The sequence below is a fragment of the Cupriavidus sp. CuC1 genome (assembly GCF_044627735.1).
Classification (GTDB): Bacteria; Pseudomonadota; Gammaproteobacteria; order Burkholderiales; family Burkholderiaceae; genus Cupriavidus; species Cupriavidus ulmosensis.
Genome location: NZ_JBIUHC010000004.1, coordinates 66,020 through 79,113 on the forward strand (window position 1 = coordinate 66,020; position 13,094 = coordinate 79,113).

At 62.3% G+C, this 13,094-nt stretch carries 13 protein-coding genes; all 13 read left to right on the forward strand.

What is annotated here, in order from left to right; translation table 11 throughout:
- Position 1 precedes the first annotated feature (1 nt).
- The 13 genes from ACGLHR_RS02635 to atpD all read left to right on the forward strand — a co-directional run bounded on the left by ACGLHR_RS02635 (position 2) and on the right by atpD (position 12,965).
- The gene (locus ACGLHR_RS02635; RefSeq protein WP_400091680.1) at positions 2–862 is read left to right on the forward strand and encodes an N-formylglutamate amidohydrolase; all 861 of its coding nucleotides are present in this window, start codon (positions 2–4) and stop codon (positions 860–862) included.
- 196 nt (positions 863–1,058) lie between these two features.
- Entirely contained in the window at positions 1,059–2,999 is a 1,941-nt protein-coding gene (mnmG, locus tag ACGLHR_RS02640; protein ID WP_400091681.1) for a tRNA uridine-5-carboxymethylaminomethyl(34) synthesis enzyme MnmG, read from the forward strand.
- Positions 3,000–3,707: a 16S rRNA (guanine(527)-N(7))-methyltransferase RsmG gene (gene rsmG / locus ACGLHR_RS02645; RefSeq protein WP_400091682.1), complete on the forward strand. Its 708-nt coding sequence runs from the start codon at positions 3,000–3,002 to the stop codon at positions 3,705–3,707. It abuts the gene before it with no gap.
- Positions 3,708–3,775: 68 nt separating this feature from the next.
- On the forward strand, positions 3,776–4,549 hold the full coding sequence (locus ACGLHR_RS02650) for a ParA family protein (RefSeq protein WP_400091683.1): 774 nt from the start codon (positions 3,776–3,778) through the stop codon (positions 4,547–4,549).
- A 52-nt stretch (positions 4,550–4,601) separates the two neighbouring features.
- On the forward strand, positions 4,602–5,504 hold the full coding sequence (locus ACGLHR_RS02655) for a ParB/RepB/Spo0J family partition protein (RefSeq protein ID WP_400091684.1): 903 nt from the start codon (positions 4,602–4,604) through the stop codon (positions 5,502–5,504).
- A gap of 435 nt (positions 5,505–5,939) precedes the next feature.
- Complete coding sequence (locus tag ACGLHR_RS02660; protein WP_400091686.1) at positions 5,940–6,440, forward strand: ATP synthase subunit I; 501 nt, start codon at positions 5,940–5,942, stop codon at positions 6,438–6,440.
- A 241-nt stretch (positions 6,441–6,681) separates the two neighbouring features.
- Entirely contained in the window at positions 6,682–7,545 is an 864-nt protein-coding gene (gene atpB, locus ACGLHR_RS02665; protein ID WP_267606534.1) for a F0F1 ATP synthase subunit A, read from the forward strand.
- A 63-nt stretch (positions 7,546–7,608) separates the two neighbouring features.
- Positions 7,609–7,875 carry a F0F1 ATP synthase subunit C gene (gene atpE / locus ACGLHR_RS02670; RefSeq protein ID WP_006157246.1) on the forward strand — a complete coding sequence of 89 codons (267 nt, stop codon included), beginning with the start codon at positions 7,609–7,611 and terminating at the stop codon, positions 7,873–7,875.
- Positions 7,876–7,974: 99 nt separating this feature from the next.
- The gene (locus ACGLHR_RS02675; protein WP_043350775.1) at positions 7,975–8,445 is read left to right on the forward strand and encodes a F0F1 ATP synthase subunit B; all 471 of its coding nucleotides are present in this window, start codon (positions 7,975–7,977) and stop codon (positions 8,443–8,445) included.
- Positions 8,446–8,447: 2 nt separating this feature from the next.
- Positions 8,448–8,987, forward strand: coding sequence for a F0F1 ATP synthase subunit delta (locus ACGLHR_RS02680; protein WP_400091689.1), 540 nt, complete (start codon positions 8,448–8,450; stop codon positions 8,985–8,987).
- Positions 8,988–9,036: 49 nt separating this feature from the next.
- On the forward strand, positions 9,037–10,578 hold the full coding sequence (gene atpA, locus ACGLHR_RS02685; RefSeq protein WP_400091690.1) for a F0F1 ATP synthase subunit alpha: 1,542 nt from the start codon (positions 9,037–9,039) through the stop codon (positions 10,576–10,578).
- A gap of 74 nt (positions 10,579–10,652) precedes the next feature.
- On the forward strand, positions 10,653–11,528 hold the full coding sequence (gene atpG, locus ACGLHR_RS02690) for a F0F1 ATP synthase subunit gamma (protein WP_318233575.1): 876 nt from the start codon (positions 10,653–10,655) through the stop codon (positions 11,526–11,528).
- Between the two features lie 33 nt (positions 11,529–11,561).
- Positions 11,562–12,965, forward strand: a complete 1,404-nt coding sequence (gene atpD / locus ACGLHR_RS02695; protein ID WP_267604783.1) for a F0F1 ATP synthase subunit beta — start codon at positions 11,562–11,564, stop codon at positions 12,963–12,965.
- Positions 12,966–13,094 lie beyond the last annotated feature (129 nt).

The following is a 13,094-nucleotide window of genomic DNA, read 5'->3' on the forward strand; positions in this document are numbered from 1 at the left end:
CATGAGCGACAACTTCGAGCCCTTCGTCCACTTCGCGCCCCTGGCCCAGACGCTGCCGCTGGTGTGCGACTCGCCGCATAGCGGCACACAATACCCGCAGGATTTCCGGGCAGCCGTCCCAGCGCAGCGCCTGCGCGGCGGCGAGGACACCCACGTGGAAGCGCTGTGGGAAGCCGTGCCCCAGGCTGGCGGCACGTTGATTGCCGCCAATTTCCCGCGTGTCTACATCGATCCCAACCGTACGCTGGACGATCTCGATCCCAGCCTGCTGGACGGCACCTGGCCCGAGCCGCTGGCCCCAGGCGAGAAAACGCGGTTGGGGTATGGGCTGATCTGGCGCAACATCGATGCCGCCACGCCCATCTATGACCGCAAACTCTCGCTGGAAGAGGTACGCAACCGGATCGATCGCTACTACCGCCCGTACCACCAGGCGCTGTCAGGCGCGGTCGAGGAAACGTATCGGCGCTTCGGCGCGGTCTGGCATCTCAACCTGCACTCGATGCCCAACAACGCTTACGAGCGGTTGAAGATCCAGAGCGCCCATCCGCTGGCCGATTTTGTGCTGGGCGACCGGGATGGCACGACCTGCGAGCCTGCCTTTGTCGATTTGGTGGATGCTGAATTGCGTTCGCTCGGCTACACCGTGGCGCGCAATGATCCGTACAAGGGCGTGCAACTGATCGCACAAATCGGTCGCCCTGCCGAATGGCGCAACAGCCTGCAGATCGAGATTCGGCGCCCGCTGTACATGGACGAAGTGACGCGCGAGCGCAATGCAGGGTTCGACCAGCTTCAGGCCGATCTGGGGCGGTTGATCGAGCGCATCGCTGTCTACCTGGAAGAGCAGGGCAGGGGATGAGGCGTAGGAGCCGATCAAGGTAGCGACCAAGCCAGGCCATTGCGCCCGGCTTTTTTGTTTCACGTGGAACACACCCAGGTTATTCATGCAGCATGTTTCACGTGAAACATGCTGCGGCGCAGGGAAGCTCCGGAGATTGCCGTTATAATTCGGCATCCCGATTTATTTCCGCTAGCCTCCCGGAGGAGGTGCCTCCATGCTTTACCCAAAAGAATTCGATGTCATTGTTGTCGGTGGCGGCCACGCCGGCACTGAAGCTGCACTCGCCGCTGCGCGTATGGGCTGCCAGACGCTGCTGCTGAGCCACAACATCGAGACCCTTGGCCAGATGAGCTGCAATCCGTCCATCGGCGGCATTGGCAAGGGCCATCTCGTCAAGGAGGTGGATGCAATGGGCGGCGCCATGGCGGCGGCCACGGATGAGTCGGGGATCCAGTTTCGTATCCTGAATTCCAGCAAGGGTCCGGCCGTACGTGCCACCCGCGCTCAGGCGGACCGCGTGCTGTATCGCAAGGCGATTCGCACGCGGCTCGAAAACCAGCCCAACCTGATGCTGTTCCAGCAGGCCGTGGATGACCTGGTGGTGGAGGGCGACCGCGTGGTCGGTGCCGTCACGCAGGTTGGCATCACCTTTCGCGCACGCGCCGTGGTACTGACCGCTGGTACCTTCCTCGACGGGAAGATCCACGTGGGGCTGGATAACTACACTGGCGGCCGTGCGGGTGACCCTGCCTCGGTATCGCTTTCGGCGCGCCTGAAGGAGCTCAAGCTGCCGCAGGGCCGCCTGAAGACGGGTACGCCGCCGCGTATCGACGGACGCACCATCGATTTCTCCGTGATGGACGAGCAGCCTGGCGATCTCGATCCGGTGCCGGTGTTCTCCTTCCTGGGGCGTGCCGAGCAGCACCCGCAGCAACTGCCGTGCTGGATCACGCATACCAATAGCCAGACCCACGACATCATCCGTGGCGGCCTGGATCGTTCGCCGATGTACACCGGCGTGATCGAAGGGGTAGGGCCGCGTTACTGCCCCAGCATCGAGGACAAGATCCATCGTTTTGCCAGCAAGGACAGCCACCAGATCTTCCTGGAACCGGAAGGACTGACCACCAACGAGTTTTACCCCAACGGCATCTCCACCAGCCTGCCGTTCGACGTGCAACTTGCCCTGGTGCACTCGATCCGTGGCATGGAGAACGCGCACATCCTGCGTCCCGGCTATGCCATTGAGTACGATTACTTCGATCCGCGTGCCCTGAAGGCCTCGCTGGAGTCCAAGGCCATCAGCGGCCTGTTCTTCGCCGGCCAGATCAACGGCACCACCGGCTACGAAGAAGCTGCGGCCCAGGGCCTGCTGGCTGGCATCAACGCGGGGTGCTTCGTGCGGGAGCGCGACGCCTGGACTCCCCGGCGAGACCAGGCCTATCTTGGGGTTCTGGTCGACGACCTGATCACCCGCGGGGTCTCGGAACCGTACCGAATGTTCACCAGCCGTGCTGAGTTCCGATTGAGCCTGCGTGAAGATAATGCCGATATGCGACTGACCGAGGCAGGCCGGGAGCTTGGCGTGGTCGATGATGTGCGCTGGGATGCCTTTAACCGGAAGCGCGATGCTGTTTCACGTGAAACAGAGCGACTGAAGGGAACTTGGGTCAATCCGAGCATCCTGCCGGAAGCCGACGCCGTGCCGCTGCTGGGCAAGGCGATCGAGCGCGAGTACAACCTCGCCGATCTGCTGCGCCGTCCTGCTGTCACCTACGAAGCGCTGATGGCATTGCAAGGTGGCAAGTTCGCACCCGCCCAGGCACTCGATGCCGACCCGCTGCTGGTCGGGCAGATTCGCGAGCAGATCGAGATCGGCATCAAGTACCACGGCTACATCGCCCGGCAAGCCGCAGAGGTGGATAAGCTGGAAGCCAACGAATCCACCCGCCTGCCTGAGGACTTCGACTACACGGAAGTGCGCGGCCTTGGCATCGAGGTGGGCCAGAAGCTGAATCAGCACCGGCCCGAGACCCTCGGCCAGGCATCGCGTATTTCCGGCGTGACGCCGGCCGCGATTTCGCTGCTGCTGGTCCATCTGAAAAAGAAGGGCATGGGGCGTACCAAGTCCGACCCCAGCCAAGAGGCCGCCTGAGTGAGGAACCAACGTTACGCGGCCGTGGATGATGCCGATCAGCGCCGTCGCCTGGAGGCCGGCTTGTCCGCCATTGGCCTGGCGGTCTCCGCGAGCCAGATCGATCAGTTGTTTGCCTACCTGGCACTGCTGCGCAAATGGAACGCCATCTATAACCTGACCGCCATCCGTCATCCCGACGAGATGCTGACCCACCACATGCTCGACTCGCTAGCCGCCGTGCCGGCGCTGGCGGAAGCGGCACGCGCCGCAGGGGTGGAGGAGGGCGCGCGCAGCCGGGTGCTGGATGTGGGTTCTGGCGGTGGCATGCCGGGCCTGCCGCTGGCCATCGCTTGCCCCGACCTGTCGGTGCTGATGGTCGACATCGTGCAAAAGAAAACCGCCTTCCTGACGCAGTGCCGGGCGCAGCTCGGCCTGTCCAACGCCGCCGCCCATTGGGGGCCGGTGGAGAAGCTGGAAGACGACAAGGGGTATGCAGTCATCACGTCGCGTGCGTTTGCCGAGCTGAGCGATTTCGTTTCGCTCGCCGGCCACCTGCTGGCGCCGGGCGGCAAGCTGATTGCAATGAAGGGCGTTTATCCTCAGCCCGAACTCGATCGCATGGACGCGGCCGGGTTGATGGCCGGGTGGCAGGTCGAGGCGATACCGCGCCTGACCGTGCCGGAGCTGGACGCAGAACGTCACCTGGTGGTGCTGTCGCGCCGCTGACCCGGCCGGTGGTTGTCGCCGGCGCCCACCCCCGGCAGGTAGAAATCAAGCAGGAGCAGCAGGAGCATATGGCCAAGGTATTCGTGATCGCAAACCAGAAGGGCGGCGTCGGCAAGACCACCACCACGGTGAACCTTGCCGCCGGCCTCGCGGCACAGGACCAGCGTGTGTTGCTGATCGACCTGGATCCCCAGGGCAATGCCTCGATGGGTTCCGGCATCGACAAGCAGTCGCTCGAGCACAGCATCTACCAGGTGCTGGTTGGCTTGTCGACGGTGAGCCAGGCACGCCAGCATTCCGAGTCCGGCAAGTACGACGTGCTGCCCGCCAACCGCGAGCTGGCCGGCGCGGAAGTGGAGCTGGTCGAGCTGGACCAGCGCGAGAAACGTCTCAAGAACGCCATTGCCGAGGTCGATGCCGAATACGATTTCGTGCTGATCGACTGCCCGCCGTCGCTCTCGCTGCTGACCCTCAACGGCCTGTGCGCGGCCCACGGCGTGATCGTGCCGATGCAGTGCGAGTACTTCGCGCTGGAAGGGCTGTCCGATCTCGTCAATACCATCAAGCAGGTGCACGCCAACCTCAATCGCGACCTGAAGGTGATTGGCTTGCTGCGTGTGATGTTTGACCCACGTGTCACCCTGCAGCAACAGGTGTCGGCCCAACTCGAGTCGCATTTTGGCGACAAAGTGTTCAAGACCGTCATCCCGCGCAATGTGCGGCTGGCAGAGGCGCCGTCGTACGGCGTGCCGGGCGTGGCATTCGATCCGTCGTCAAAGGGGGCCAAGGCCTACCTGGATTTCGGCGCCGAGATGATCGCACGCGTCAAGCAACTCGACTGAGCACCGGGTTGAGAGTCACCGGGTTGAGAGTCACCGAATACAGGATACCGAGATGAGCACCGCGAAGAAGAAGGGCCTGGGCCGCGGACTGGAAGCACTGCTGGGTGGTCCGGCCGAGATTGTCGATGCCGTCAAGCAGGAGGGCGCGCCCTCCGTGCTGCGCCTGGACCAGCTCCAGCCCGGCAAATACCAGCCGCGCACGCGCATGGACGAAGGCGCGCTGCAGGAGTTGGCCGCGAGCATCCGCGCCCAAGGGCTGATGCAGCCGATCCTGGTGCGCCGCGTTGCCGAGCCGGACCGCTACGAGATCATTGCCGGTGAGCGCCGCTTCCGCGCATCCAGGATCGCCGGGCTCGAAGAGGTGCCGGTGCTGGTCAAGGACGTGGCCGACGAAGCCGCGGCCGCGATGGCGCTGATCGAGAATATCCAGCGTGAAGACCTCAACCCGCTGGAAGAAGCGCAAGGCATCATGCGCCTGGTGCGCGAATTCAATTTCACGCACGAGCAGGCGGCGGAATCGGTAGGGCGCTCGCGCAGCGCGGTGTCCAACCTGCTGCGTCTCTTGAACCTGGCCCAGCCGGTGCAGACCATGCTGATGGCGGGCGATCTCGACATGGGCCACGCCCGTGCGCTGCTCTCCGCCGACGGCGCCAACCAGATCACGCTCGCCAATCAGATCGTCAACAAACGTTTATCGGTGCGCGAGACCGAAAAGCTGGTAGCCTCCACCCTCAAGCCCTTTGACCTCAGGTTGCAGAAGCCGAACAACGGCGCGCCGGCGCGCGACGTGACCCGCCTGGAGGAAGAACTATCCGACGCGCTTGGCCTGCCGGTGCAGATCAAGCTGGGCGTGCGGGGCAAAGGCCAGCTCACCATTCACTTCACCAGCAATGATGCGCTCGACGGTGTGCTGACACGCCTGCGCGAGCCCGGCGAAAGCCAGTCAACCGCCTGAGCGGGATTTCCCAAAAATAGTGCGCGATTAACGGTCGGTGCGGCTGTGCCACGGCTTGGTGCAATTTGGTGCCGGCCGGTTTTGGCTTGGCGCGCGCACGCCTGTGTAAGGTCTGTGCAAGGCCGATAAACGACCATGGTGCGCCGCTAGCCCAAGGCAGCTCAATTACCTGGCGCGTTATTGGTATGCGTCGGCCGCGCGCGCACTATGGGTTCGTGGCGATTGCAAGCGAAATGCGAACTGTTGCAAGGCGTCTGTAAGCAGATTGACTCGCATGGTGCATTCCTCGTAAAATCGTGCGGTTTGAATTCCGGCCGGTCCAGAAAAGTTCCGGGGCGGATTAAGCGATAAGCAAAGAGTAAGTAACGAGTAAGTAAAGCGATAAGCCGAGCGGGAAGCAAAACGACGCAAAGCGATAAGCAAAGGCAAGAGCAGGTGGTTTCAGATCGTCAGGATGCTGGTCAGAAGAAAGACCGGCAGGCGCGTGATGCCTGGGAAGATGAGGCAGAACGCGAAGAAGAGGCGGTCGATCCGCTGTCGCGCGTCGAGGCGGAAACGCTGTTCGGCGAGCGCGCGCTGCGCCCTTCGCGCATGACGCCCGGCAGGGTCGTGCTGGCGCAGGTTGCGGTTACTTTGTTGTCGGCCATTGCCTGGCGACTGTTTGCTGGCGGCAACGCCGGCGCGGCGGGTTGGTCGGCACTATTCGGTGGCGCGGTGTGTTTCGTGCCCAGCGGTTTCTTCGCGCTGCGACTCTGGATGGCGCGCGAGCGTCCCTCGATCAGCGGACTGGTGGTCGGCGAGGCGATCAAGGTGTTTGCCACCGCCGGACTGTTCGTCCTGGTAGTGGTGCTGTACAGCGAGTTGCGCTGGGTACCGATGCTGGTCACGTTCGTGCTTGCGCTCAAGACTTACTGGGTCGCGCTGGCGATTCGCTGAGGGTGTGCCCCAGGGCAGGCCAGGCGCGGTAGGTCGGATAAGTGTGCTTCTCGTCGAAGTGGGGCACGAAAACAGAATATCAAGATTTTTTTGCGTGGCGCGTCACACCAGTGAAGCGCGGCGTGGATAAGGTTCAAACGAGCTTGCCCGCGGTGACCAGCAGAGTGTGCTGCAGGCGGTGCAAGAAGCGTACCGGCAAGATGCCGGCAACTGGTTTCGCAATATTACGGTTCGTTTCGACATGTCAGCTGCTCAAGGCGCCGAACAGGCCCTCACCCCCTCCGGCTATATCGCCGAACACTTGCAGAACCTCAACACGGTTGGTGGCAAGCAAGCCGCCGTCGTTGACTTCAGCGTCCTCAACTATGACACCGTGTTCTGGTCGGTGCTGTGCGGTGCCATCGCCGTGATTTTCCTGTACGCTGCCGCTCGCCGCGCGACCGCCGGCGTGCCGGGCCGCTTCCAGGCTTTCGTGGAAATGATCGTCGAGATGGTCGACGACCAGGCAAAGGGCATCATCCACGGCGACCGCTCTTTCATCGCCCCGCTGGCACTGATGGTGTTCTGCTGGATCACCGTGATGAATGCCATCGACTTGATCCCGGTCGACTGGGTCACTGGCCTGAACGGCCTGCTGGGCATCTTCCACATCCATCTGCCGCACCACCGCGCGGTTGCCACGGCCGACCTGAACGGTACGCTGGGCATGTCGTGCGCCGTGCTGGTGCTGATGATCTATTACAGCTTCAAGATCAAGGGCGCGGGCGGTTTCGTCCACGAACTGCTGTCGGCCCCGTTCGGCGCCAAGTGGTACCTGGCCCCGTTCAACCTGATCCTGAACCTGATTGAATTCCTGGCCAAGGCGGTTTCGCTGGGCATGCGGTTGTTCGGCAACATGTACGCCGGCGAACTGGTGTTCCTGCTGATCGCGCTGCTGGGTTCCATCTGGACGTTCGGTGCGGATCTCTCCGCGCTGGGCTTCGTCGGTCATGTGCTGGCCGGTACGGTATGGGCGATCTTCCACATCCTGATCGTTCTGCTCCAGGCTTTCATTTTCATGATGCTGACGCTGGTGTACATCGGCCAGGCACACGATCACCACTGATTTTTAGATTTTCGGTTTTTCGGTTTTTTGGTTCTAAGTCTCTTCTCAATTAAAGGAGTAGTCATGCAAGCATATCTCGCCAACATCCAGGGTCTGACCGCCATCGGTATCGGCATCATCATCGGTCTGGGCGCAATCGGCGCCTGCCTGGGTATCGCCCTGATGGGTGGCAAGTACATCGAAGCGTGCGCACGTCAGCCTGAACTGATGAACCCGCTGCAAACCAAGATGTTCCTGCTGGCTGGCCTGATCGATGCAGCATTCCTGATCGGCGTGGGCGTTGCAATGCTGTTCGCATTCGCCAACCCGCTGCTGGCTGTCATCAAGTAATTCTTTTCGGTCTGCATGATGCTGACGGGCGGCGCGGGCCACTTAGCCTGGCCGCCCTTGCGCATTTATCTGTAGTTTGATTACCGAAAGGAACACACCATGAATCTGAACGCAACGTTTTTTGCGCAGATGGTCGTGTTCTTCATCCTGTGGTGGGTAGTTGCCAAATTCATTTGGCCGCCGCTGGTGAAGGCGCTCGACGAACGCGCAAAGAAGATCGCCGATGGCCTCGCCGCCGCCGAAAAAGGCAAGGCTGAGCTCGAACTCGCCAACAAGCGTGTGGACCAGGCCCTGGCCGAAGCCCGCACCGAAGGTGCTCAACGCGTCGCCGACGCCGAAAAGCGCGCTCAGCTGACCGCTGACGAGATCAAGCAAAACGCCCAGGCAGAAGCCGCACGCATCATTGCCCAGGCCAAGGCCGAAGCCGAACAGCAAGTTACCCGCGCGCGCGAGCAATTGCGCGACCAGGTCGCCGTGCTGGCCGTCAAGGGTGCCGAGCAGATCCTCAAGCGGGAAGTGAACGCGCAGGTCCACGCGGATCTGCTCAATCAACTCAAGGCTGAGCTCTAATCATGGCTGAAACCGCAACCATTGCCCGTCCCTACGCCGAGGCGCTGTTCCGCGTCGCGACCGAATCGAGCGGCAATCTGGATGCATGGTCCGAGCTGGTGTCGGAAATGGGGCACGTTGCCGCCAATCCCGACATGAAGGCGGTGGCTGGCGATCCGAACATGCACGGCGAAAAGCTGAGCGCACTGTTCCTGTCGGCCCTGAAGTCTCCGGTCAACGACGAAGCCAAGCGCTTCGTCAGCCTGCTGGTGGCTAACCACCGCCTGTCGGTATTGCCGGAAATCGCCGAGCAGTTCCATGCGCTCAAGAACGACCGTGAAGGGTCGGCTGATGTCGAGATCACGAGTGCCTTCCCCCTTGAGGGCGCAAGCCTGACCGACCTCGTCGCCGCGCTCGAACGCAAGTTCGGCCGCAAGCTGCAGCCTTCGGTTGCGGTGGACCCGTCGCTGATTGGCGGCGTGCGCGTCAAGGTCGGCGACGAAGTGCTCGACACCTCCGTGCGTGCGCGCCTGGCAGCAATGCAAGTGGCGCTGACCGCATGATGCGCGAGAAGCGCACCAGCCGACGGATTGAAGAATTAGGAGCATTGTGATGCAACTGAACCCCTCAGAAATCAGCGAGCTGATCAAGTCCCGCATCTCGGGTCTTGGCGCCGCCGCTGAAGTGCGCAACACCGGCACGGTAATCTCCGTGACCGATGGTATCTGCCGCGTGCACGGCCTGTCCGGCGTGATGCAGGGCGAGATGCTGGAATTTCCCGGCAACACGTTCGGTCTCGCACTGAACCTCGAGCGCGACTCTGTCGGCGCCGTGGTGCTGGGCGAGTATGAACACATTTCGGAAGGCGACCCGGTCAAGTGCACCGGCCGCATTCTGGAAGTGCCGGTTGGCAAGGAACTGCTGGGCCGCGTGGTCAACACGCTGGGTCAGCCGATCGACGGCAAGGGCCCGATCAACGCCAAAGAAACCGACGTGATCGAAAAGGTTGCCCCTGGCGTGATCGCACGTCAGTCGGTGAGCCAGCCGGTGCAGACCGGCCTGAAGTCGATCGACGCGATGGTGCCGATCGGCCGTGGCCAGCGCGAGCTGATCATTGGCGACCGCCAGACCGGCAAGACCGCCGTCGCTGTCGACGCCATCATCAACCAGAAGGGCAAGGGCGTTTTCTGCGTCTACGTGGCAATCGGTCAGAAGGCTTCGACCGTGAACAATGTGGTGCGCAAGCTCGAAGAACTGGGCGCGATGGAATACACCATCGTCGTCGCAGCCACGGCTTCGGACTCCGCCGCCATGCAGTACCTGGCTGCCTACGCCGGTTGCACGATGGGCGAGTACTTCCGCGACCGCGGCGAAGACGCGCTGATCGTCTATGACGACCTGACCAAGCAAGCCTGGGCCTACCGCCAGGTGTCGCTGCTGCTGCGCCGCCCGCCGGGCCGCGAAGCCTACCCCGGCGACGTGTTCTACCTGCACTCGCGTCTGCTCGAGCGCGCAGCCCGCGTGAACGCCGACTACGTCGAGAAGTTCACCAAGGGCGCCGTGACCGGCAAGACCGGCTCGCTGACCGCGCTGCCCGTGATCGAAACGCAGGCTGGCGACGTGTCCGCTTTCGTGCCGACCAACGTGATCTCGATCACCGACGGCCAGATCTTCCTGGAAACCGACCTGTTCAACGCTGGTATCCGCCCCGCAATCAACGCCGGTATCTCGGTGTCGCGCGTTGGTGGTGCCGCCCAGACCAAGGTCATCAAGAAGCTGTCCGGCGGTATCCGTACCGACCTGGCCCAGTACCGTGAACTGGCTGCGTTCGCGCAGTTCGCTTCCGACCTGGACGATGCCACCCGCAAGCAGCTGGAGCGCGGCCGCCGCGTGACGGAACTGCTCAAGCAGGCTCAATACCTGCCGCTGCAGGTGTGGCAGCTGGCCGCGTCGCTGTACGCAGCCAACAACGGCTTCCTCGACAACGTGGAAGTGAAGGACATTCTCCCGTTCGAGAAGGGCCTGCACGACCATCTGAAGACCAAGTACGTCGACCTCATCAACCGCATCGAAGAAACCAAGGATCTTTCGAAGGAAGATGAAGCCACGCTGCGTGCCGCGATCGAGGATTTCAAGAAGTCCGCCGCGTTCTAACCGCGCAATTCCACGAAACTGCGCCGGTGCCGTTGCCATGACGGCGCCGGGGCAGCACGAATGGAGAGGAAGATATGGCCGGAACGAAAGAAATTCGAACCAAGATCAAGAGCGTGCAAAACACGCGCAAGATCACCAAGGCGATGGAGATGGTCGCCGCGTCCAAGATGCGCAAGGCGCAGGAACGGATGCGTAACGCCCGTCCTTACGCCGAGAAAGTGCGCAATATCGCGGCGCATCTGGCTGAAGCCAACCCCGAGTTCAAGCACCCCTTCATGGTGGCACGCGAAGTCAAGCGCGCCGGCATGATCGTGGTGACGACCGACAAGGGGCTGTGCGGCGGCATGAACACGAACGTGCTGCGCGCGGTGACCAATGAACTGCGTGAGCTGCAAGGCCGCGGCGTGCAGGTGCAAAGCACCGCCATTGGCTCCAAGGGCATGCAGTTCCTGGGCCGCATCGGCGCCAAGGTGGTTTCGCACGTGGTGCACCTCGGTGACACCCCGCATCTGGAAAAACTGATCGGTGCGATCAAGGTCCAGCTCGACGCCTTCACCAATGGTGAGGTGGACGCTGTGTACCTGGCTTACACCAAGTTCATCAATACGATGAAGCAGGAGCCGATGGTGGAGCAGCTGCTGCCGCTCCCCGCCGACAAGTTTGCCCAGACCGAAGATGAAAAGCGCGCCTACTCGTGGGATTACATCTACGAGCCCGACGCACAGACCGTAGTGGAAGAACTGTTGGTCCGCTACGTCGAAGCGCTGGTGTACCAGGCCGTGGCCGAGAACATGGCGTCCGAGCAGTCGGCGCGCATGGTGGCCATGAAGGCGGCATCCGACAATGCCAAGAACGTGATCGGCGAACTGCAACTGGTCTACAACAAGACCCGTCAGGCAGCGATCACCAAGGAACTGTCGGAAATCGTCAGCGGTGCGGCAGCCGTCTAAGGCGTCAAGTATTCAAGCTATCGGAGATACGAAATGAGTATCGGAAATATTGTGCAGTGTATTGGCGCCGTGGTGGACATCGAGTTCCCCCGCGACGCGCTGCCGAAGGTGTACGAAGCGCTCGTGCTGGAAGACAGCAACGAAGCCTCGTTCGCCGAGAAGGGCCTGACCTTCGAAGTGCAGCAACAGCTGGGTGACGGCGTGGTGCGTACCATTGCCCTCGGCTCGTCGGACGGCCTGCGCCGCGGCATGGCAGTGAAGGGCACTGGCGCCCCGATCTCGGTGCCCGTCGGTCACGGCACGCTGGGCCGGATCATGGACGTGCTGGGTCGTCCCATCGACGAAGCTGGCCCGATCCAATCGGACGAGCTGCGCTCGATCCACCAGAAGGCCCCGAAGTTCGACGAACTGTCCCCTTCGGTCGACCTGCTGGAAACCGGCATCAAGGTGATCGACCTGGTCTGCCCGTTCGCAAAGGGCGGCAAGGTTGGCCTGTTCGGTGGCGCCGGCGTCGGCAAGACCGTGAACATGATGGAGCTCATCAACAACATCGCCAAGCAGCACAGCGGTTTGTCGGTGTTCGCCGGCGTGGGCGAGCGTACCCGTGAAGGGAACGACTTCTACCACGAAATGAAGGACTCGAACGTTCTCGACAAGGTGGCCATGGTGTTCGGCCAGATGAACGAGCCGCCGGGCAACCGTCTGCGCGTGGCACTGTCCGGCCTGACCATGGCCGAGAAGTTCCGCGACGAAGGCCGTGACATCCTGTTCTTCGTCGACAACATCTACCGCTACACGCTGGCCGGTACCGAAGTGTCCGCACTGCTGGGCCGTATGCCTTCCGCAGTGGGTTACCAGCCGACGCTGGCCGAGGAAATGGGCAAGCTGCAAGAGCGCATCACCTCGACCAAGACCGGCTCGATCACGTCGATCCAGGCCGTGTACGTGCCTGCGGATGACTTGACCGACCCGTCGCCTGCCACCACCTTCCTGCACCTGGACTCGACCGTCGTGCTGTCGCGTGACATCGCCGCGCTGGGTATCTACCCGGCAGTCGATCCGCTCGACTCGACCTCGCGTCAGCTGGACCCGCAAGTCGTGGGTCAAGAGCACTACGACGTGGCCCGTCGCGTGCAGCAAACGCTGCAACGCTACAAGGAACTGCGCGACATCATCGCGATTCTGGGCATGGACGAACTGTCGCCGGAAGACAAGCAGTCGGTGTCGCGCGCTCGTAAGATCCAACGTTTCCTGTCGCAGCCCTTCCACGTTGCGGAAGTGTTCACGGGTTCGCCGGGCAAGTACGTCACGCTGAAGGAAACCATCCGCGGCTTCAAGATGCTGGTGGACGGCGAGTGCGATCACCTGCCGGAGCAAGCGTTCTATATGGTCGGCTCGATCGACGAAGCCTTCGAGAAGGCCAAGAAGCTCCAGTAAGCGGCGTTTTTCGCTGCCGGCGCCGTAGTGGCGGTCTAGCCACGGACAGCAATGTCCGGGGCGGCCGCGCTCAGCCTGCCAGCGGAATACTTGCTTCCTGGCAACGGGGAGCCGAAGCTTTCAGGGACT

Bases quoted from the DNA above. Each gene is read 5' to 3' on its own strand.
- ACGLHR_RS02635 (WP_400091680.1), top strand. From the start codon at position 2: ATGAGCGACAACTTCGAGCCCTTCGTCCACTTCGCGCCCCTGGCCCAG.
- ACGLHR_RS02655 (WP_400091684.1), top strand. From the start codon at position 4,602: ATGAGCACCGCGAAGAAGAAGGGCCTGGGCCGCGGACTGGAAGCACTG.
- atpG (WP_318233575.1), top strand. From the start codon at position 10,653: ATGGCCGGAACGAAAGAAATTCGAACCAAGATCAAGAGCGTGCAAAAC.
- mnmG (WP_400091681.1), top strand. From the start codon at position 1,059: ATGCTTTACCCAAAAGAATTCGATGTCATTGTTGTCGGTGGCGGCCAC.
- atpE (WP_006157246.1), top strand. From the start codon at position 7,609: ATGCAAGCATATCTCGCCAACATCCAGGGTCTGACCGCCATCGGTATC.
- atpD (WP_267604783.1), top strand. From the start codon at position 11,562: ATGAGTATCGGAAATATTGTGCAGTGTATTGGCGCCGTGGTGGACATC.
- ACGLHR_RS02680 (WP_400091689.1), top strand. From the start codon at position 8,448: ATGGCTGAAACCGCAACCATTGCCCGTCCCTACGCCGAGGCGCTGTTC.
- ACGLHR_RS02675 (WP_043350775.1), top strand. From the start codon at position 7,975: ATGAATCTGAACGCAACGTTTTTTGCGCAGATGGTCGTGTTCTTCATC.
- atpB (WP_267606534.1), top strand. From the start codon at position 6,682: ATGTCAGCTGCTCAAGGCGCCGAACAGGCCCTCACCCCCTCCGGCTAT.
- atpA (WP_400091690.1), top strand. From the start codon at position 9,037: ATGCAACTGAACCCCTCAGAAATCAGCGAGCTGATCAAGTCCCGCATC.
- ACGLHR_RS02650 (WP_400091683.1), top strand. From the start codon at position 3,776: ATGGCCAAGGTATTCGTGATCGCAAACCAGAAGGGCGGCGTCGGCAAG.